16 protein-coding genes are annotated in these 21033 nt (G+C 66.9%); 10 read left to right on the top strand and 6 right to left on the bottom strand.

The genetic code is table 11. The features are described 5' to 3' along the window. Positions 1–4: 4 nt before the first annotated feature. Together car and gabT are read right to left on the bottom strand one after the other, a co-directional pair. Positions 5–3541, bottom strand: coding sequence for a carboxylic acid reductase (gene car, locus JO236_RS08745; protein ID WP_293327435.1), 3537 nt, complete (start codon positions 3539–3541; stop codon positions 5–7). A 348-nt stretch (positions 3542–3889) separates the two neighbouring features. Continuing rightward, positions 3890–5230, bottom strand: a complete 1341-nt coding sequence (gene gabT / locus JO236_RS08740) for a 4-aminobutyrate--2-oxoglutarate transaminase (protein ID WP_293327432.1) — start codon at positions 5228–5230, stop codon at positions 3890–3892. A 156-nt stretch (positions 5231–5386) separates the two neighbouring features. Here gabT and yajC point away from each other — a divergent pair, with 156 nt between their 5' ends. From yajC to JO236_RS08710, 6 genes are all read left to right on the top strand, one after another. Continuing rightward, positions 5387–5725 (top strand): preprotein translocase subunit YajC, encoded by a 339-nt coding sequence (yajC, locus tag JO236_RS08735; RefSeq protein WP_293327430.1) that lies wholly within the window; start codon positions 5387–5389, stop codon positions 5723–5725. Between the two features lie 97 nt (positions 5726–5822). After that, positions 5823–7703 carry a protein translocase subunit SecD gene (gene secD, locus JO236_RS08730; protein ID WP_293327427.1) on the top strand — a complete coding sequence of 627 codons (1881 nt, stop codon included), beginning with the start codon at positions 5823–5825 and terminating at the stop codon, positions 7701–7703. 4 nt (positions 7704–7707) lie between these two features. Beyond that, the gene (gene secF / locus JO236_RS08725) at positions 7708–9120 is read left to right on the top strand and encodes a protein translocase subunit SecF (RefSeq protein ID WP_293327424.1); all 1413 of its coding nucleotides are present in this window, start codon (positions 7708–7710) and stop codon (positions 9118–9120) included. Between the two features lie 16 nt (positions 9121–9136). Then, the gene (locus tag JO236_RS08720) at positions 9137–10801 is read left to right on the top strand and encodes an ABC transporter substrate-binding protein (protein WP_293327421.1); all 1665 of its coding nucleotides are present in this window, start codon (positions 9137–9139) and stop codon (positions 10799–10801) included. Beyond that, on the top strand, positions 10783–11325 hold the full coding sequence (locus tag JO236_RS08715; RefSeq protein WP_293327418.1) for an adenine phosphoribosyltransferase: 543 nt from the start codon (positions 10783–10785) through the stop codon (positions 11323–11325). Before JO236_RS08720 ends, JO236_RS08715 begins: the two co-directional genes overlap by 19 nt. Positions 11326–11469: 144 nt before the next feature. Beyond that, positions 11470–13842, top strand: coding sequence for a RelA/SpoT family protein (locus tag JO236_RS08710; RefSeq protein WP_293327503.1), 2373 nt, complete (start codon positions 11470–11472; stop codon positions 13840–13842). A gap of 122 nt (positions 13843–13964) precedes the next feature. Here JO236_RS08710 and JO236_RS08705 read toward each other — a convergent pair whose 3' ends face one another. After that, a complete protein-coding gene (locus JO236_RS08705; protein ID WP_293327415.1) occupies positions 13965–14855 on the bottom strand; it encodes a peptidylprolyl isomerase in 891 nt (296 codons plus the stop codon). A gap of 66 nt (positions 14856–14921) precedes the next feature. Between JO236_RS08705 and JO236_RS08700 the strand changes: the two genes are divergently transcribed. The 4 genes from JO236_RS08700 to JO236_RS08685 all read left to right on the top strand — a co-directional run bounded on the left by JO236_RS08700 (position 14922) and on the right by JO236_RS08685 (position 18639). After that, the gene (locus JO236_RS08700) at positions 14922–15596 is read left to right on the top strand and encodes an MBL fold metallo-hydrolase (protein ID WP_293327412.1); all 675 of its coding nucleotides are present in this window, start codon (positions 14922–14924) and stop codon (positions 15594–15596) included. Beyond that, complete coding sequence (gene hisS / locus JO236_RS08695) at positions 15593–16864, top strand: histidine--tRNA ligase (protein WP_293327409.1); 1272 nt, start codon at positions 15593–15595, stop codon at positions 16862–16864. Before JO236_RS08700 ends, hisS begins: the two co-directional genes overlap by 4 nt. 226 nt (positions 16865–17090) lie before the next feature. After that, on the top strand, positions 17091–18116 hold the full coding sequence (locus JO236_RS08690; protein ID WP_293327406.1) for an Rv2578c family radical SAM protein: 1026 nt from the start codon (positions 17091–17093) through the stop codon (positions 18114–18116). Positions 18117–18192: 76 nt separating this feature from the next. Further along, positions 18193–18639 carry a hypothetical protein gene (locus tag JO236_RS08685; RefSeq protein WP_293327403.1) on the top strand — a complete coding sequence of 149 codons (447 nt, stop codon included), beginning with the start codon at positions 18193–18195 and terminating at the stop codon, positions 18637–18639. Between the two features lie 93 nt (positions 18640–18732). On the opposite strand, the gene JO236_RS08680 is transcribed toward JO236_RS08685, so the two are convergent. From JO236_RS08680 to JO236_RS08670, 3 genes are read right to left on the bottom strand one after another with little or no spacing between them, the layout of a single operon-like run. Beyond that, positions 18733–19614: a neutral zinc metallopeptidase gene (locus tag JO236_RS08680; protein ID WP_293327400.1), complete on the bottom strand. Its 882-nt coding sequence runs from the start codon at positions 19612–19614 to the stop codon at positions 18733–18735. Between the two features lie 3 nt (positions 19615–19617). Next, a complete protein-coding gene (locus JO236_RS08675) occupies positions 19618–20109 on the bottom strand; it encodes an SRPBCC family protein (RefSeq protein WP_293327398.1) in 492 nt (163 codons plus the stop codon). Positions 20110–20119: 10 nt separating this feature from the next. Further along, positions 20120–21007 carry an oxidoreductase gene (locus JO236_RS08670; protein ID WP_293327501.1) on the bottom strand — a complete coding sequence of 296 codons (888 nt, stop codon included), beginning with the start codon at positions 21005–21007 and terminating at the stop codon, positions 20120–20122. Positions 21008–21033: the final 26 nt, after the last annotated feature.

The raw sequence follows: 21033 nt of genomic DNA, 5'->3' as shown, positions 1-21033 counted from the left end.
CGCGTCAGAGCAACCCGAGCAGTCGCAGGTCGCTGACGTACTTGACGATGACCGGCGCCGAGATGTGCGGAATGTCCTTGTCCGGGCCGACTTTCGCGTCCTGCACGGCCGCGCGGAATCGGTCTGTCGGAGCGATCGACCCGCACACCGGCACCTCGGGCTTTTGGTAGTTGTGCAACAGCGGCAGAAGCGAGGCCTGACGCTGCTGGTCCGGCAGAGCCCGCAGCGACGTCTCGAACCGCTGCAACCACTCGCTGTAGTCGGCTATCCGCCGGATCGAACAACCGTCCTCGATCAGCCAGTCGACGAACTCGTCGAACCCGATGCCGTCGTCGTAGGGGTTCATCACGTGGTACGTCTGGAACCCGTCGCCGCCCTGGGTGGGCCCCAGGGTGGCAATCGCCTCCGCGATGAACTCGACGGGCAGCCCGTCGTAGTGGGCGCGTTGCCGGTTGCCGTCGGCGTCCAGCTCGTAGAACGAACCGGGCGCGATCCCGGTGGCCACCAGACTCAGCATCATCCGGGTGAACATGTCCGGCACGTTGAGCTGACCCGCATAGCTGGTGTCGGCCAGGATCATGTCGCAGCGGAATACCGCGACAGGCAGGTCGCACAGGTCGTTCGCCTCACGCAGTAGCACCTCGCCGGCCCACTTGCTGTTGCCGTAGCCGTTGGCGTAGCCGTCGTTGATGCTGCGGGTAGCGCTAATGACCCGGATGTCGCCGTCCTCGGTGAACTCGGAGCGCTTGATCTGGTCGCCCACACCGATAGTCGACACGTAGGTGTAGGGCTTGATCTTCGTTGTCAGCGCCAGGCGGATCAGCTCGGCGGTGCCCAGCGCGTTGGGACCGAACAGCTGGCTGTACGGCAGCACGTGGTTGACCAGGGCGGCGGGGTCGACGATCAGGTCGACGGTGTCGGCCAGTCGCTGCCACGTCGCGGCGTCGAGGCCCAGGTCGGCTTCGCCCTTGTCGCCGGCCAGCACCTCGAGGTGGTCGGCGGCCAGCTCGCGGTAGTGGGCCAACAGCCTCGGGTCACCGCTGTCGAAGGTCTTGTCCAGCCGCGCTCGCGCGTCCTCGTCGGACTTGGCCCGGACCAGGCAGATCACCTTGCCGTCGACCAGGTCCATGCGTTCCAGCCACTCCAGGGCCAGGTAGCGGCCCAGGAAGCCGGTGGCACCGGTCAACAGGACCGTCCGCACCTCGGTGGCGGGCCCGGGCAGGTTGGGCGCCGCGGCTAGGGTGTCGGCGTCGATGAACTTGTCCAGCGTCAGCTCGCTGGCGTGCACCTCGGTCACTTGTTCGGCTGACCGCCCGTGCACCGAGGCGAAGGTGGGCCGCTTGGTGCCCTGGCGCTGGTTCTCGATGTAGTCGGCAATGGCCTGCAGGTCGCTGGCCGGGCTGACGATCACGCCCACCGGCACCTCGATGTCGAAGATCTCGTGCAGCAGGTTGCCGAATGTCAACGCCGACAACGAGTCTCCACCGAGGTCAGTGAAGTGCGCATCGGGTGACAGGTCGGTGCTCGCCGCACCGAGCATCGCAGCCGCGGCCCGGCTGATCGTCTGCAGCACCGGAGCATTGGCCCCGCTGCGACGCAGGTCGCTCAGCTCGTTGGCCTGGCCGGCGGCCAACTCGGCGTAGAGCTGCTCCAGCCGCTCGCCGTAATGCGCCTTCAACTTCGGCCAGGCCAGCTTGCGGATGCCGGTCAGCAGACCGTTCTCCAAAGTGAACGGCGTGGTCTCGATGATGAAGTCGCGCGGCACCTCGTAGGACTGCAGGCCGGCCTCCTTGGCGACGTTCTGCAGCGAGTCGGCGATCACCGGTTTCAGGGCGTCCAGGCCGTCGTCGGCGTAACGGTCCAACGCATCTTCGGTGGGCACCACAACGGCCAGGAGGTAGGGGTGCGCGCTGTTGCCGTAGACGTAAATCTGGCGCACCAATGGGCTGTTGCCGAACACCGCCTCCAGCTTCGCGACGGTCACGAACTCGCCCTGCGCGAGCTTGAGCACGTTGTTGCGACGGTCGACGTAGACCACCCGGTTCGGGCCCACCTCGGCGACGACGTCGCCCGTCCGGTAGTACCCGTCCTCGTCGAACACGCCGGCCGTGACCTCGGGACGCTTGTAGTAGCCCGGAAACAGGTTCTCGGTCTTGAGCAGCAGTTCGCCGCGGGGGTGGGGCCGGTCGGTGTTGAAGTAGCCCAGGTCCGGGACGTCGACCAGCTTGTAGTCGATGACCGGCGGACGTTGCACCTCGCCGTCGAAGAGGACCATGCCAGCCTCGGTGGAGCCGTAGCCGTCGAGCAGGTGCATCTGCAGCAGGGACTCGGCCCACGACTTGAGTTCGGGGGAGGTGGGCGCCGAACCCGTCATCGCGAAGATGAAGCGCCCGCCGAGCAGGTTCTGCCGCTGCTCGACCATGACCTCCTCCTCGATGGCCGCACGGTCCGATCCGTCAACCAGCCGCCGGTCGACCTCGCTGTGGAATTCGCCGAACAGCGTCTCCCAGATGCGTGGCACGAAGTTCAACTCGGTGGGCCGCACCAAAGCGAGGTCCTCGAGCAGGGTGGACAGGTCGCTCTTGGCGGCAAAGTAAGCGGTGCCGCCGTTGCCGAGCGTGCCGTAGAGAATGCCGCGGCCCATGACGTGGCTCATCGGCATGAAGTTGAGGGTGATCGACGCGGCGGTCGGGCCGAACCAGTTCTTGCTCGACCGGCGGAACATCTTGCCGAAGTTGGCCTGCGGATACATCGCGCCCTTGGGCGCGCCGGTGCTGCCCGAGGTGTAGATCAGCAGCGCCAAGGCGTCCTGCGCCACGTCCGCAAGCGGGATGGCCGGCAGGCCCTCACCGCGCTCGACGACCTCGGCCAAGGTCTCGACGACGACGCCGGTGTCCGACAACCGCGTGCGGGCGGCCGCTACGGCGTCGCGCTCGTCATCGACCTCGGGGTGGTAGTCGAACACGATGAGTTTTTCAGCGCGCTGCGCAGGCGCTGGGTCACCCAGGATCAGTTCGACGGCGTCGGGCAGCTGGTTGACGCTCGCGGCGATCAGCGCGGGCTCGGTCTCGGTGATGATCGGTTGCAGCTGCGCGACGGCGGCGCTGGTCTGCAGCGGAACGGACACCGCGCCCATCTGGGCCAGCGCCATGTCGATGGTGGCGTAGTCGACGCTGTTGAAGCCCAGCACGCACACTCGGTCTTCGGCGTGCAACGAGTCGGCGGTCAAGGCGCGTCCCAAGGCGCTGATGCGCTCGCCCAGCTCGCGGTAGCTCACGGTCTCGAAGCGCGGAAGCAGTGTGAGCGCGGTGCGTCCGGTCTTTGGGTCGGTGGCGAAGTCCACGGCGCGCTGGCCGAGTGCCGGCCGGTCCGCGTAACCCTCCACGACGGTCTGGATGATTTGCGGCAGTCGCAGTCCGGGCTGCTCCAGGGCCGCGGCGACCGTCGGGTCCGGGCGGGCGGCGGCGAACTGTGGGTCGTTGGCCACTAGGTCGTCAACGCGGCGCGCGAGCCGCTCCTCTTGTTGTTGTGCAGTCGGCATAACAGATCCCCTTTGAACTGACTAAGAATTAGAAATCCGAGTAGCGCGACGTTGCGCTCAATGCTTAGAACGTTAGCGAAAGTAACGATATTCCTCAACGGTCAGGCCGCCTGGGTGCGATGTGAAATGCATTACCCGACGGTTCGCTCCTGGGCGCCCGACGTGCTTTCCTGGGTCGCTCAGTGAGCGCACGATGGCCGTGCGGGTGTCCCATCGCCCTTCGCCGAGCGTGCACTGGCGGCGCGATTTTGGCCAAAATCTCGCCCTCACGTCACGCTCGGCGCCAAAGGCGCGAGGCGGCGATACGTCAACGCTCGGCGCCAAAGGCGCGAGGCGGTAGACGCCGGGTTAGAGCTCAGCCAGCAGGCCGCATACGACGTCGAGGCCGTCAGTCAGCAGCTCGTCGCTGATGGTCAACGGAGGCAGCAGCCGGATGATGTTGCCGAACATGCCGCACGTGAGGATGATCACGCCGGCGGCATGGGCCGCGGTGGCAAGCTTGTCGGTCAGCTCGGGGTCGGGATCCGCGGTTCCGGACTTCACCAACTCGACGGCGATCATCGCGCCGCGACCACGGACGTCGCCGATCCGGTCATCGGTGGATTGCAGCCGCAGCAGGGGTTCCGTGATCACCCGTTCGATCTCCCGGGCCCGTTCGACGAGGCCATCGCTCTCGATGGTCTCGAGCGTGGCCAGCGCCGCCGCGCAGGCGACCGGATTGCCGCCGAACGTGCCGCCCAAGCCGCCGACATGCGGAGCGTCCATAATCTCGGCGCGGCCGGTGATCGCCGACAGCGGCAAGCCACCCGCGATGGCCTTGGCGGTGCAGATGACGTCGGGCTCAATGCCTTCGTGCTCGCAGGCGAACATCGCGCCGGTGCGGGCGAACCCGGTTTGCACCTCGTCGGCGATGAACACCACGTCGTTGTGGTGGCACCAGTCCAGCAGGGCGGGCAGGAAGCCCTCGGCGGGAACGATGAAGCCGCCCTCGCCCTGGATCGGCTCGATGATGACCGCGGCCAGGTTGCGCGCCCCGACCTGCTTGTCGATGAAGCTGATGGCACGCGCCGCGGCGAGTTCCCCGTCGGTGGCCAGTTCCTTGTCGAGCAGGCCGTCCCGGTAGGGGTAGGACAGCGGCGCCCGGTAGATCTCCGGGGCGAACGGGCCGAAGCCGCTCTTGTAGGGCATGGACTTGGCGGTCAGCGCCATGGCCAGGTTGGTGCGGCCGTGGTAGGCGTGATCGAAGGCGACGACGGCCGACTTGCGGGTATAGGACCGCGCGACCTTGATGGCGCTCTCGACGGCTTCGGCGCCCGCGTTGAACAGCACCGAGCGCTTCTCGCCCGAGCCCGGGGTGATTCGGTTGAGCTCTTCAGCGACTGCAACGTACTGCTCATACGGCGTCACCATGAAGCAGGTGTGGGTGAACTCGGCCACCTGTTGGCGCACCGCTTCCACCACGGGCGGTGACGAGTTGCCGATAGTGGTCACCGCGATGCCCGAACCCAGGTCGATCAGCCGATTACCGTCGACGTCCTCGACGATGCCGCCCCCGGCGCGCGCCACGAACACCGGCATCGTGCTGCCCACCCCACGCGACACGGCCGCGGTCCGGCGCTTGGTCAGTTCCAGCGATGCGGGTCCCGGAATCTCTGTGACCAGGTGCCGACTCTGCTCGAGGCTGGCCACGAAATCCTCCTCACTGTGGCGCTTTGCGCGTCCGAAGACGCGTCGCGGGTAAAGCGTAGCTGTAAGCCGTCCGCACTGCCGGTCGGATAACGACCTGGCGCCTGACAGACTGGACCGCAATACGCAGCACCACCGAGATGAAAGACAGGCGCGTCGATGAATAACTTGGTCTTGTTCTTGCCCTTCGTGCTGATCATGCTGGGCATCTTCGTGTTGTCGTCGCGGCGCCAGCGGCGCGCGATGCAAGCCACGATCGACCTGCACGAATCCCTGCAGCCCGGCGATCGGGTGCACACCACGTCCGGCCTGATAGGCACCCTCGTCGCCATCACCGAGGACAACGTCGAGCTCGAGATCGCCCCCGGCGTGGTGACCACGTGGATGAAGCTGGCGATCCGCGACCGGATCTTGCCGGAGGATTCCGACGACGTGGATGAGCTGGAAGACGCGGACGAAACCGACGAAGACGCCGACCGGGCGATCAAGGATTCCTGACCGGCGAAGTCCAGCCGGACGCGACACGTAGTCTCTTTGGAGGCTCTCTGGAAGCTCCGCCGAGGAAAAGACCGATTCTCAAGGAGAAACAAGCAACGTGGCATCGTCTTCGACGCCGGTGCATCCTGCCCGCTACCTGTCGGTGTTCCTGTTGTTGCTCATCGGCGTTTACCTGCTGGTGTTCCTGACCGGGGACAAGAAGGCCGCCCCGAAGCTGGGCATTGATCTGCAGGGCGGCACCCGCGTCACCTTGACCGCGCGCACGCCCGACGGCTCCGCCCCGAGCCGGGAGGCTTTGGCGCAGGCGCAGCAGATCATCAGCGCGCGCGTGAACGGGCTGGGAGTTTCCGGTTCCGAGGTCGTCGTCGACGGCGACAACCTGGTCATCACCGTGCCCGGCACCGACGGCAACGAGGCCCGTAACCTGGGACAGACCGCGCGGCTCTACATCCGGCCAGTGATCCAGGCGGAACCTGCAATGGGCGCTGAGCCCAAGCCGGCACCCGGAGCGCCCGCAGCACCCGGAGCGCCTGGAGCACCTGTGCCGACAGACCAACCGGCACCAGGCGCGCCGACGCAGACCGGAGCCCCGTCTGGAGGGCCAGCGCCGACTCCGGCGCCGCCGACTGGGCAACCGGCGCCGCAACCGCGGCCGTACCCGGAGGACCCGACTCCGGCACCCAGCCCAACCCCGGCGCCCAGCGCGACGGCACCCAGCCCAACCCCGGCGCCCAGCCCAACCCCAGCGCCCAGCCCAACCCCGGCGCCCAGCGCGACGGCACCGGCGACCGGTGCGCAACCCCCGGCCGAGACCCCTCCGGAGCAGGCACCCCCGCCCGATCCCCGCCAGGATCTCGCCGAGCGCATCGCCTATGAGAAGAAGTTGCGGCAGAGCAACAACCAATACCTACAGATGCTCGCCCTGCAAGTACTGGCAAGAAGTTGCGACAAACAGGACATCCTGGCCGGCAACGACGACCCGAACCTGCCGTTGGTGACCTGCTCGCAAGACCACAAGACTGTGTACCTGCTGGCACCCTCGATCATCAGCGGCGACCAAATCCAAGACGCCACGTCGGGCATGAACCCGCGCGGCGTAGGCTACGTCGTCGACCTGCAATTCAAGCCCGCGGCGGCCAACACCTGGGCCGACTTCACCGCCGCTCACATCGGCGTCCAGACCGCCTTTACCCTGGACTCGCAGGTGGTCAGCGCTCCCCAGATCCAGGAGGGCATTCCGGGCGGCCGCACCCAAATCAGCGGCGGCGATCCGCCGTTCAACGCCGGAACGGCACGCCAGCTGGCCAACGTCCTCAAATACGGGTCGTTGCCGCTGTCCTTCGAATCGTCGGAGGCCCAAACCGTCTCGGCGACACTGGGTTTGACATCGCTACGGGCGGGACTGATGGCGGGCGCAATAGGCCTGGCCCTCGTCCTGGTGTACTCGTTGCTGTACTACCGGGTACTGGGATTGCTGACGTTGCTGTCGTTGTCCGCCTCGGGCGCAATGGTTTTCGCGATCCTGGTGCTGCTGGGTCGCTATATCAACTACACCCTGGACCTGGCCGGCATCGCGGGTTTGATCATCGGTATCGGCACCACCGCCGACTCGTTCGTGGTGTTCTTCGAGCGCATCAAAGATGAGATCCGCGAAGGCCGTTCGTTCCGTTCGGCGGTGCCGCGCGGCTGGGTGCGCGCACGCAAAACGATCGTGTCGGGCAACGCCGTGACCTTCCTGGCCGCCGCCGTGCTGTACTTCCTGGCCATCGGTCAGGTCAAGGGCTTCGCCTTCACCCTGGGCCTTACCACGATCCTCGACCTCGTCGTGGTGTTCCTGGTGACCTGGCCGCTGGTGTACCTGGCGTCCAAGTCGTCGCGGCTCGCCAAGCCGGCTTACAACGGCCTGGGTGCTGTTCAGCAGGTCGCCCGCGAACGCCGGACGGCGTATGCGGGTGCCGCAAAGACGGGACGGGGATAACGCCATGGCGTCCAAAGCCAAGACCGGCACCGGGGCCGCCAAGGGCACTCGCAAAGTCACCGAAGTCACCGAAACCAGTGCCACGGAACTGTCCGCCGGCGACACCGGCACCGCGCTGCCGCACCACAGCTTTCTGTCCCGCCTGTACACGGGCACGGGCGCGTTCGAAGTCGTGGGACGTCGTCGCATGTGGTACGCGATCAGCGGCACGATCGTGGCGATCGCGGTCCTGAGCATTCTCATCCGCGGATTCACGTTCGGGATCGACTTCAAGGGCGGCACCACGGTGTCAATGCCCGCCGCGGGCGGGAAAGGCAACGCGGAGACGGCGCAGGTCACCGACGTCTTCACCAAGACCCTCGGTGTCGCCCCGGAATCGGTGGTGATCGTCGGCAACGGCGGCTCGGCGACGGTGCAGATTCGTTCCGAGACCCTTTCCAACGATCAGACGTCCAAGCTGCGCACCGCGTTGTTCGACACCTTCCAGCCCAAGGGCGCCGATGGGAAGGCCAGCAAGAAGGCCATCAGCGACTCGGCGGTCTCGGAGACCTGGGGTGATCAGATCACCAAGAAAGCGCTGATCGCGCTGGTGGTCTTCCTGGGGCTGGTCGCGCTCTACATCACCGTGCGCTACGAGCGGTACATGACGGTGTCGGCATTGTTGACCATGGTGTTCGACCTCACGGTCACCGCCGGCGTCTATTCCCTGGTGGGTTTCGAAGTCACCCCGGCCACCGTCATCGGCTTGCTGACGATCCTCGGCTTCTCCCTGTACGACACCGTCATCGTGTTCGACAAGGTCGAGGAAAACACCCACGGCTTCCAGCACACCACCCGGCGCACCTTCGCCGAGCAAGCCAACTTGGCGATCAACCAGACGTTCATGCGCTCCATCAACACCAGCCTGATCTCGGTGCTGCCGGTGCTCGCGCTCATGGTGGTCGCGGTGTGGCTGCTGGGGGTGGGCACGCTGAAGGACCTGGCGCTGGTGCAGCTGGTCGGCATCCTCGTTGGGACCTACTCGTCGATCTTTTTCGCCACGCCGCTGCTGGTCACGCTGCGCGAACGCACGGAACTGGTGCGCACGCACACCCGCCGGGTGAGCAGACGCCGCGGTCAGGCTGCGCCGGGCGGATCGGAAAGCGCAAAAGAAAGCGCAAAAGAAAGCGCAAAAGAAACCGCTAAAGAAAGCCAACCGGAAAGCGCCAAGGACGAGACGCCGAAAGGCGTGGAGCCGCCCGAAGCGGGCGACGAGGCGCCGGACAAAAGCGCAGAAGCCGCAGAGGCCGTCACGCAGTCAGCTGAGACCAGCAAACCGGGAGCGTCGAACAAGCCGGCACCCGGCGCGCGGCCGGTGCGGCCCACCGGTACCCGCTCGGGCCGTCCCACCGGCAAGCGAAACGCCGGCAAGCGGTAACCGGGACTAGTTGTCGATGGCCACCTGGCGTCGCTTACGGGCCCTGGGTGTGGCTGGGACAGTGCTGGCGGCCTGCGTGCTTACCGCGTGTTCCGGGACCGCCTCCGGCCAGATCGACTATGTGGTCGACGGAACGCTGGTCACCTATAACGCCAACACGGTCGTCGGCGCCGCGTCGGCCGGGGCGCAGGCCTTCGCCCGAACCCTCACCGGCTTCTCGTACCACGGTCCCGACGGGCAGGTCGTCGCCGACCACGACTTCGGAACCGTCTCCGTGGTGGGTGGCGCCCCGCTGGTGCTGGACTATCAGATCGCAGACAACGCCGTCTACTCCGACGGCAAGCCGGTTACCTGCGACGACCTGGTGCTGACCTGGGCGGCCTCCTCCGGGCGATTCCCCGGTTTCGACGCCGCCAGCCAGGCCGGCTACGTCGACATCGCCAACATCGAGTGCCAGCCGGGGCAGAAGAAGGCCCGCGTGTCATTCGTCCCGGACCGCAGCGTCGTGGACTATGCGCAGTTGTTCTCCGCGACCGCGATCATGCCGTCGCACGTCATCGCCGACCAGCTCAACATCGACCTCACCGCGGCGCTGCTCGGTAACAATGCACAGGTGGTGGACCAGATCGCCAAACTGTGGAACACCACCTGGGACCTCAAGCCCGGTCTCAAATCCGACGAAGTACTCAAGCGCTTTCCGTCGTCGGGCCCCTACAAGATCGAGTCCGTCCTGGATGGCGGCGCCGTCGTGCTCGTCGCCAACGACCGTTGGTGGGGCGCCAAACCGATCACCAAGCGGATCACGGTGGCGGCGCAGGGCGCCGACATCCAGGACCGGGTGAACAGCCGCAGCGTGGACGTGGTCGACGTGGCCGCCGGGTCGTCGGGTTCGCTGGCCACCCCGGACAACTACCAGCGCAGCGATGCGCCGTCGTCGGGCATCGAACAACTGATCTTCAGCGGGCAGTGGCCCTTGTCCGGCCCGTCACAGCCCAAAGCCAGACGTGCTCTGGCGCTGTGCACGCCGCGCGACGCCATCGCGCGCGACGCCGGGGTGGGCATCGCCAATTCGCGGTTGGACCCGGCCAGCGAGGACGCGGCCGCCCAGGCTGACGGCGCGGCACAGGCCGCACAGTTCAGCAAGGCGGATCCGGCCGCCGCCCGCGATGCGCTGGGTGGAGCGCCGCTGACGGTGCGGATCGGCTATCGCGGACCCAATGCGCGGCTGGCGACCACCATCGGGACCATCGCCAAATCCTGTGCGCCCGCGGGTATCACCGTCACCAACGTCATCGTCGACTCGTCGGGACCGCAGGCCCTGCGCGACGGAAAGCTCGACGTGCTGGTGGCCAGCACCGGCGGGGCTACCGGGAGCGGATCGAGTGGATCGTCGGCGATCGACGCCTACGACCTGCACACCGGCAACGGAAACAATCTGTCCGGTTACACCAACACGCAGGTCGACAACGTCATCGCTGCACTGGCAGTGTCGGCCGACCCCGCCGAGCGGGTCAGGCTGCTCGCCGACGCCGCCCCGGTACTGTGGGCCGACATGCCGACGTTGCCGCTGTACCGCCAGCAGCGCACGCTGCTCGTGTCGAAGAAGATGTACGCGGTGAGCATGAATCCCACCCGCTGGGGTGCGGGCTGGAACATGGACCGATGGGCGCTGGTTCAGTGACGGCGGACCTGACTCAGCTCATTGCGTCGCTGACGCGCAACGTCGCCGATTTCCCCCAGCCGGGGATCCAGTTCAAGGACCTCACCCCCGTCTTCGCCGACCGGGATGCGATGGCCGGTGTCACCGACGCGCTGGCCGACATCGCATCCGGTGCCGACCTGGTGGCCGGCATCGACTCTCGGGGGTTCCTGCTGGCCGCGGCCGTGTCCACGCGCCTGCGCACCGGGGTGTTGGCCATTCGCAAGGGTGGCAAGCTGCCGCCGCCGGTGCTCAGCGAGGACTACGAGCGGGAGTACGGCCCCGCCAGCATCGAGATTCCCGCGAACGGCATCGAGTTAGCGGGGCGGCGCGTGGTCATTATCGACGACGTCCTGGCGACCGGGGGCAGCGTCCGTGCGGCCAATCGGCTGCTGGTGCGCAGCGGCGCCCAGGTGACCGCGGCGGCGGTGGTGCTGGAACTCGAGGGGCTGGGAGGTCGCGAGGCGGTCGCGCCGTTGCCCGTACACAGCCTGAGCCTGGTTTAGGTCGGTGGGTCGCCCCGCGGGCGTACCGCGGCTGCGATTTCGGCTGGATTTGTCGCGGTGGCGCTACGCTCGGCGACGATGCCGGCCGCAACGGGCGCGGGCCGATGAAATTCAGCGATATCCTCGAACTCGGAGGTGACCAACGTGGCGGACGACCAGAGCACGGCCCAAGCCGTCGCGTCGCCCCCGGATTCGCCCTCGGTTCCGCCTCCGTTGAACGAGATACCCGAGGCGCCCGCCGAAACCCTCAAGACCACGAGCAGCGCCTCTCGGCGGGTCCGGGCCCGGTTGGCCCGGCGCATGACAGCCCAGCGCAGCGCCCTCAACCCGGTGCTCGAGCCGCTGGTCGCGGTGCACCGCGAGATCTATCCCAAGGCCAACCTGTCGCTGCTGCAGCGCGCCTACGAGGTCGCCGACCAGCGCCACGCCACGCAGCTGCGCCATTCGGGTGACCCCTACATCACCCATCCGCTGGCGGTCGCGAACATTCTGGCCGAGTTGGGCATGGACACCACCACGCTGGTGGCCGCGCTGCTGCACGACACCGTGGAAGACACCGGCTACACGCTTGAGGCGTTGTCCGAGGAATTCGGCGAGGAGGTCGGCCACCTGGTCGACGGGGTGACCAAGCTGGACCGCGTCGTGTTGGGCAGCGCGGCCGAGGGCGAGACCATCCGCAAGATGATCACCGCCATGGCCCGCGACCCACGTGTGCTGGTGATCAAGGTGGCCGACCGGTTACACAACATGCGGACCATGCGTTTCCTGCCGCCGGAAAAGCAGGCCCGCAAATCCCGCGAAACACTGGAAGTCATTGCCCCCCTTGCGCATCGGCTGGGCATGGCCAGCGTCAAATGGGAACTAGAAGACCTGGCGTTCGCGATCCTGCACCCCAAGAAATACGAGGAGATCGTCCGACTGGTCGCCGGCCGCGCGCCGTCCCGCGACACGTACCTGGCCAAGGTCCGCGCCGAGATCACCTCCACCCTGAACGCGTCGAAGATCAAGGCGAGTGTCGAAGGGCGCCCCAAGCACTACTGGTCGATCTACCAGAAGATGATCGTCAAGGGCCGCGATTTCGACGACATCCACGACCTGGTCGGCATCCGCATCCTGTGCGACGAAATCCGCGACTGTTACGCCGCTGTCGGCGTGGTGCACTCGCTCTGGCAGCCGATGGCGGGGCGGTTCAAGGACTACATCGCGCAGCCCAGATACGGTGTGTACCAGTCGCTGCACACGACTGTGGTTGGGCCAGAAGGCAAACCGCTGGAAGTGCAGATCCGCACCAGCGACATGCACCGCACCGCCGAATATGGCATCGCCGCGCACTGGCGGTACAAAGAAGCCAAGGGCCGCAACGGTGTTCCGCATCCGCACGCCGCTGCCGAGATCGACGACATGGCCTGGATGCGTCAGCTGCTCGACTGGCAACGGGAGGCCGCCGACCCCGGCGAGTTCTTGGAGTCGCTGCGCTACGACCTTGCGGTGCAAGAGCTTTTCGTGTTCACCCCCAAGGGCGACGTCATCACACTGCCCACGGGTTCGACGCCGGTGGACTTCGCCTACGCCGTGCACACCGAGGTCGGCCACCGCTGTATCGGCGCGCGCGTCAACGGCCGCCTGGTGGCGCTGGAACGCAAGTTGGAAAACGGTGAAGTCGTCGAGGTTTTCACCTCCAAGGCGCCCAACGCCGGGCCCTCGCGGGACTGGCAGCAGTTCGTTGTGTCACCGCGCGCCAAGACGAAGATCCGGCAGTGGTTTGCCAAGGAGCGACGCGAGGAAGCGCTCGACGCCGGCAAGGAGGCGATGGCGCGCGAGGTGCGCCGCGGCGGACTTCCGTTGCAGCGCTTGGTCAATGGCGACTCCATGGGCGCGGTGGCGCGAGAACTGCACTACACGGACGTCTCCGCGCTCTATGCCGCCATCGGTGAGGGCCACGTCTCGGCGCGCCATGTGGTGCAGCGGCTGCTGGCCGAACTCGGCGGCATCGATCAGGCCGAGGAGGACCTTGCCGAGCGGTCCACGCCGGCGACCATGTTGCGGCGCCCGCGCAGTACCGATGATGTCGGGGTTTCGGTCCCCGGGGCTCCGGGCGTGCTGACCAAACTCGCCAAGTGCTGCACACCGGTGCCCGGTGACCAGATCATGGGGTTCGTTACCCGCGGCGGCGGGGTCAGCGTGCACCGCACCGACTGCACCAACGCCGCGTCGCTGCAGCAACAGGCCGAACGCATCATCGACGTGCTGTGGGCGCCGTCACCGTCGTCGGTGTTCCTGGTGGCGATCCAGGTCGAGGCGCTCGACCGGCATCGATTGCTCTCGGACGTGACGCGGGTGCTGGCCGACGAGAAGGTGAACATCCTGTCGGCGTCGGTCACCACCTCGGGCGACCGGGTTGCGATCAGCCGGTTCACCTTCGAGATGGGAGACCCCAAACATCTCGGGCACCTGCTCAACGTGGTGCGCAACGTCGAGGGCGTCTACGACGTCTACCGGGTGACATCCGCGGCCTAGCGCACACGCGCTCTGGGCGGTTATCGCGCCGAGTCTGCGGTGAGAGCGTCGAGCCTGCGCGCAGGGCTGGTTTTTCGCGAAAAGTACGCCCTCAGCGCAGTTTCGGTGCGAGCGCGGGCAGGTCAGTCAAGCAGAATCGACTTCACGGTGACCTCGGTCGCCGGTTCGCCGTCCATGCCCCCGCCCGCGACGCCGCCCTTGGCGATCTTGTCCAGGGTCGCCAGCCCGTCGTCCTGAATCTTGCCGAACACGGTGTACTGCGGCGGCAGTTCGGAGTCCCGGTACACCAGGAAGAACTGGCTGCCGTTGGTGTTCGGCCCGCCGTTGGCCATCGCGAGTGTGCCGCGCGGATACAGGACCGGCTCTTGGGCTTTCGGGTCGTTCGCCGCGTACTGGTCGGTCGGGTACTCGTTGGCGAATTCGTACCCGGGCCCGCCCGTTCCATCGCCCTTGGGATCGCCGCATTGCAGGACGCCCAGTTCCGGCGAGGTGGTCAGTCGGTGACATTTGGTGCCGTTGAAGAAGCCCTGGCTGACCAGGCTGGCGAAACTGTTGACCGTGCAGGGTGATTCGTTGTTGGCCAGCATCAGCCCGATGTTGCCCTGGGTTGTCGCCATGCTGGCGCTCACCTGGGCGGGATCGGTCGGCACCTTGCCGGTGCGCGGCGCCTTCACCGGTTTGGCGGGCTTGTCCTGCGACGCCGGGTACTGACAGTTGGCACCGACGCTGGCCGACGGCTTGAATGCCGGCATTGGCGGAGCCGGTGGCGGCTGTCCGGTGGTCGTGGTGGTCTCCGCGGCGCTTGGGATCGTCGGCGTGGCCGCCGTGTTGCTCTTGTTCTTGTCCTTGTCGTTCATCACGAGCAGCGTTATCGCCACGATCAACGCCACCACCACGGTGGCGCCGCCGGCGATCACGAAGATCCGGCGTCGTTTGGCCTGTTTGGCGCGGCGCTCCAACTGTCGCTCGAGTTTGCGCTTGGCTGTCGCACGTCGCTGTTGGTTAGTCGGCACGGCCGATATCTTTCCATGATCGCCCGGTGCGTAGGGCCGGTGCCCTGGGATGGGAAACTGGGGACCGTGTTACTCACCGGATTCCCCGCCGGGTTGCTGCAGTGCAACTGCTACGTGCTGGCCGAACGGCGGGGAACCGACGCCATCATTGTCGACCCGGGGCAGCGCGCCATGGGTCCGCTGCGGCGCATCCTGGACCAGCATCGGCTGACGCCGGCGGCGGTGCTGATCACGCACGGGCACATCGACCATATGTGGTCGGCCCAGAAGGTGTCCGACACGGTCGGCTGCCCCACGTACATCCACCCCGAGGACCGGTTCATGCTGAAAGACCCGATCTATGGCATGGGTCCGCGGGTGGCGCAGCTGATGGCGGGCGCTTTCTTCCGGGAGCCCAGGCAGGTCGTCGAGCTGGATCGCGACGGCGACAAGATCGACCTGGGCGGCATCTCCATCAATGTTGACCACACGCCCGGGCACACCCGCGGGTCGGTGTGCTTCCGTGTCCTTCGGGCCAGCAAGGGCGACCATGACGTCGTCTTCAGCGGCGACACGCTGTTCGAGCGTTCGATCGGCCGCACCGACCTGTTCGGCGGCAGCGGCCGCGATCTGCTGCGCTCCATCGTCGACAAATTACTGGTGCTCGACGATGCGACCGTGGTACTTCCCGGACATGGCAACTCGACCACCATCGGCGCCGAGCGTCGCCTCAATCCGTTCCTCGAAGGCCTGAGCCGGTGACGGAATTTACGTCGTTTTCTGGCCCGAAGGGCGTACCGGACTATGTCCCGCCGGACTCGGTGCAGTTCGTCGCGGTGCGCGACGGGCTGCTGGGCGCCGCTCGGCGTGCGGGTTACGTCGACATCGAGCTGCCCATCTTCGAGGACACCGCCCTGTTCGCCCGCGGCGTGGGCGAATCCACCGACGTGGTGTCCAAGGAGATGTACACGTTCGCCGACCGCGGGGACCGATCGGTAACGCTGCGGCCCGAGGGCACCGCCGGGGTGGTGCGCGCCGTGATCGAACACGGCCTGGACCGTGGGGCGTTGCCGGTGAAGCTGGCGTACGCGGGCCCGTTCTTCCGCTACGAGCGTCCGCAGGCCGGCCGCTATCGCCAGCTGCAGCAGGTGGGCGTCGAGGCGATCGGGGTGGACGACCCGGCGCTTGACGCCGAGGTGATCGCCGTCGCCGACGCCGGCTTCCGCTCGCTCGGCCTCGACGGGTTCCGCCTGGAGATCACCTCGCTGGGCGATGAGAGCTGTCGTCCGCAATACCGGGAAATGTTGCAGGAGTTCCTGTTCGGGCTAAATTTGGACCAGGAGACCCAGCAGCGCGCACGAATTAACCCCCTGCGTGTGCTCGACGACAAGCGGCCGGACATTCGGGCGCTGACGGCCGAGGCGCCGGTGTTGCTCGACCACCTGTCCGATGCCGCCAAGCAACACTTTGACACCGTGCTGGCGCACCTGGACGCGTTCGGGGTGCCATATGTCCTCAACCCGCGCATGGTGCGCGGGTTGGACTACTACACGAAGACCACGTTCGAGTTCGTGCACGACGGCTTGGGCGCGCAGTCGGGCATTGGCGGGGGCGGCCGGTACGACGGCCTGATGCGGCAACTCGGCGGACAAGACTTGTCCGGCATCGGTTTTGGGCTCGGAGTGGACCGGACCCTGCTGGCGTTGCGTGCCGAGGGCAAGATCGTGGGGGAGACCGCCAGGTGCGACGTGTTCGGCGTGCCGTTGAGTGAGCAGGCCAAGCTGCGACTGGCGGTGCTGGCCGGGCAGTTGCGGGCGGCGGGCGTGCGGGTGGACCTGGCCTACGGCGACCGCGGGCTCAAGGGCGCGATGCGCGCGGCCGACCGTTCGGGGGCGCGTTTGGCGCTGGTCGCCGGCGACCGGGACATCGAGGCCGGGACCGTTGGGGTGAAGGATATGACGACCGGTGAACAGGTGTCGGTGCCGACGGATTCCGTTGTCGCCGAAGTGCTTTCGATGTTACGCGGTTAAGTAGGCCGGCCCTCGGAATTGGCGGACAGCACCGGTGGTGCAAGCTGCATGGCGATTGGCGGTTCGGCACATCTGCAACACCTGCCGCCTGTCTGCAGGACGGGACGATTTGCCCACCTAATAGCGACTCGGGTGTGCCGCCGGCCTGTCGCTTGCTTACCCGAGGACGCGCCGCGAGGACGCGCCGCGACTTGACTCGGAGTCGAACGAGTGTTCGAATAGTGCAATGCGGTGGGCCAACCAGGTCGTCGCGGTGAGCGGCAAGGCCGTCGACGACGGAGCGCTGCCCGGGCTGCAGCGGATCGGCTTAGTCCGGAGCGTGCGGGCGCCGCATTTCGACGGCATCACCTTCCACGAGGTGCTGTGCAAGTCCGCACTGAATAGGGTGCCCAACGCTTCCGCGTTGCCGTTCCAATACACCATCAACGCCTACCGGGGTTGCTCCCACGCCTGTCGCTATTGCTTCGCGCGTCCCACGCACGAGTATCTGGAGTTCGACTGCGGCAACGACTTCGACACCCAGGTGGTGGTGAAAACCAACGTAGTCGAGGTGCTGCGGCGTGAGCTGCGCCGGCCGTCGTGGCGGCGCGAGGCCGTCGCCCTGGGCACCAACACCGACCCCTACCAGCGCGCCGAGGGGCGCTACGCGCTGATGCCGGGCATCATCGGCGCCCTCGCCGCATCGGGCACACCGCTGTCCATCCTGACCAAAGGCACGGTGCTGCGCCGCGACCTGCCGCTGATTGCCCAAGCAGCGCAACAGGTTCCGGTGTCGCTGGCGGTCTCGTTGGCGATAGGCGACCAGGAGTTGCACCGGGACGTCGAGCCGGGCACGCCGACGCCGCAGGCGCGCCTGGGGCTGATCACCGCGATCCGCGAGGCGGGCCTGGATTGTCATGTGATGGTGGCGCCGGTGTTGCCGCACCTGACCGACTCCGTCGAGCACCTCGACGGACTGTTAGGCCAGATCGGCGCAGCGGGTGCCACCGGGGCAACGGTTTTCGGCCTGCACCTGCGTAGCTCGACCCGCGGCTGGTTCATGTCCTGGCTGGCCCGTTCGCACCCCGAACTGGTCGGCCGGTACCGCGAGCTGTACCGCCGCGGAGCCTACCTGCCGCCAAGCTACCGCGACATGCTGCGGGAACGGGTGGCACCGCTGATCGCGAAGTATCGGCTGGCCGGCGGTTCGCGCCCGCTTCCGGTCGCCGCCGAAGTGACGGTGGCCCCAGCCGCGCAGCCGACGCTGTTCTGATCCTGGCTAAACCGAGGGACTAACCGAGCCCACCGAGACCCCGACCGTCGGTAATGGATCCGGTAGCGTTTTGGCTATGACTAACGTGCAAAAAGTGGCATGCGTGCTTGCGGCGGCAACGTTGGCTCTTGGAGTCGCCGGAATCGCGCTGACGCCCGCGGTCTCGCATGCGGACCCGGCCGGCCACCAGATCACCTACACCATCACGGCCACGGGCAACCTCACCGGCAACGTGCGGTACATGAACAGTGACCCGCCCAGCCAGGCGGCCTTCAACGCGAACTCGGCGCAGTACATGAACACCGTGCAGACGGCGTTCAGCGCGGGCCAGCCGCTGGTGTACACCGCCACTCTCACAGACCCGAACCAGTGGGCGTACGTCGCCGCCAGCGGCGGATGTCACTGGCCCGACTGTGGCTCGGGGGCCACTCCCGAAATCCAGTGCCAGATCGCTGTGGACGGCCAGGTTGTGGTCACCCAGAACGCCACCACCGGCGTCACGTGCTCGACGCGGCCTTGGTAAGAGGGCGAGTAAGAGGGCGAGTAAGAGGGAGAGCAGACGCAAAAGCACCTCATTTCGGCACGAAATGGGTGCTTTTGCGTCTGCTCGCCGTAGCTAACCCAAGTCGGGTGCGCTGAAGGTGTCGCACTGGCTCGGGTCACCGGTCTGGTAGCCGATGGTGAACCATTTCTGCCGTTGCGCCGCGGAACCGTGCGTCCACGATTCGGGGTTGACGCGCCCGGTCGTCTCGCGCTGGATGCGATCGTCGCCCACCGACGCCGCTGCCGAGAGAGCGTCCTGAATGTCCTTGTCGCTCAACGGCTGAAGGTAGGGCACGCCGGTGCTGTCCTGCTTTACGGTCGATGCGTAGTGTGCCCAAATGCCCGCGTAGCAGTCGGCCTGCAACTCGGTGCGGACACCGTTACCGCCAGCCCCCTGAGCCCCTTGCTGGGCGCGGCCTAACACGCCCTTCAGGTTCTGCACGTGGTGGCCGTATTCGTGGGCGACCACGTACTCCTGGGCGAATGGTCCACCGCTGGAACCGAATTTGTCGACCAGTTCCTGGAAGAAGTCGGTGTCGAAATACGCCGTCTGGTCCACCGGGCAGTAGAACGGCCCCACCGCGGTGGTCGCCTGTCCGCAGCCGGTGCTGACCTGGCTGGTGAACAGGCGCACGTGCGGGCGGGTGTAGCTGGGCATCAGCTGATGCCACACCGCGTCCACCGAGTTGCCGGTCGCCACCACGCGGCACTGCACGTACTTGTTGGCGTCGGCGCCAGTCTTGCACTGGCTTAGGTCGAAACCGGGTGCCGAATAGTCGCTCGTGTTGGTCTGCTGCTGGTTCAGCACGCGTCCGGGATCAACGCCGAGCAGCATCGCTACCACCACGAAGATCAGGCCGCCGACACCGCCGCCGATAGCCATGACCCGCCCACCGCCTCCGCCTGACGACGATGCAGTGCTGGTGTCGATCTGCATACCCTCGTTGAAGGTCATGAGTCAGCTTTTCACATTCGCGTCGGTGTAGGAGCGCAGGTTCTTCAGAAACCGACGTAGGGCGATGTTGAGCAGCGGGCCTACCAGGACCATCGCAAACCGCGCCGGGCCGGCGGGTTTCTGGGCCATGGTCCAGGTCAGCCGGCAACCACCCGGAATGAGCTCGACGAGGTAATCCTCGGCGAAGGCGGCAACAGCTTTCGACGAGCATTCGTTGAATCGAAATGCCATGCGGGTGTACGGCTCCCAGGACAGGAACTCTTCGTTACCGACAATGCCGCCGCGCATCTCGACGGTGCGGGTGGTGCCCACACCGCGTGGCTCTGGACTGGTCCAGGTCACCTTGGTGATCACCGTCGCCCAGCGCGGCCACGACTCGGCGTCGCCAAGCACCGCGAACAGCTGCTCGGGCGTGATCGCGAGGTCGACGCTGTTGCGGAATCGATGGGGTGCGGTGTCGATGAAGCTGAGGTCGACGCGCTCGCAGGGGAACATGCACCAGACCCTAACCGGGACCATCGCTGGCCGCGGCCAGCAGGGGCACCAGCACGTCGCTGATCGGGGTGGGCAGCCCGTGCGCCCGGGCCTTGCGGATGATCACGCCGTTGCGGATGTCCCATTCCAGTCGCCGGTGGTTTTCCCGGTCGGTGAGGATCGAGGTGGTCATGTCCTCGGGAGCGGCCCTGAACATGTCGACCAACCCGCTGACCAGGTCGTCGCCCAGCCGCGCGCCCTCGGCGCGCGCCACGGCGAGGCATTCGGCGACATAACTGCGCCCCACCGCCGCGACGTCGTCGCGGCGGAACATTCCGCCTCGCCGCCCGGACAGCGCCATGACGCCGGCCAGCGCGTTGACGAGCAGCTTGTGCCACGCCGCGGTGATGAAGTCGGGGTCGCAGTCCACCCGGCAACCCGCCGCCCGCAGCAGTTCGGCGACCGTATGCGCCGCGGGTCCGCTGGGCAACACCAGCGCGGCTTCGCCGCGCAGGCGTACCCACCCTTGCGGCTGGGACTCGGCCGAATACCACACCATCCCGGGGACCACGGCCGACGACGGGCACAGCGGTTGCACCTGTTCGACCTGCTCGACGCCGTTCTGCAGGACCAGCACGACGGTGTGTTCGGCGCACAGCCGAGCCAGCCAGCCGGCGGCATCGGCGTTTTGGGTGGCCTTGACGGCCAGGATCAGCAGTTCGACCGGCCCGGTGACATCGTCGGGGTCGGTGTGCACCGGGCCCGGCACGACGATGGGGTCCGCGTCGTCGGGCCGCAGTTCGATGCTGTCGCGAGGGCTGTGGCCGCACAGCAGCACCGGGTTGCCGGCCGCGTACAACAGGGCGGCGACCGTCGTGCCGACGGCGCCGGGACCGACCAGAGCGATGTCCGTGGGTATGCGAACAACTTACCGGCGGCAGCCGC

The organism is Mycobacterium sp., from assembly GCF_019247635.1.
GTDB lineage: Bacteria > Actinomycetota > Actinomycetes > Mycobacteriales > Mycobacteriaceae > Mycobacterium.
This window is presented reverse-complemented; position numbering and strand designations above follow the sequence as displayed.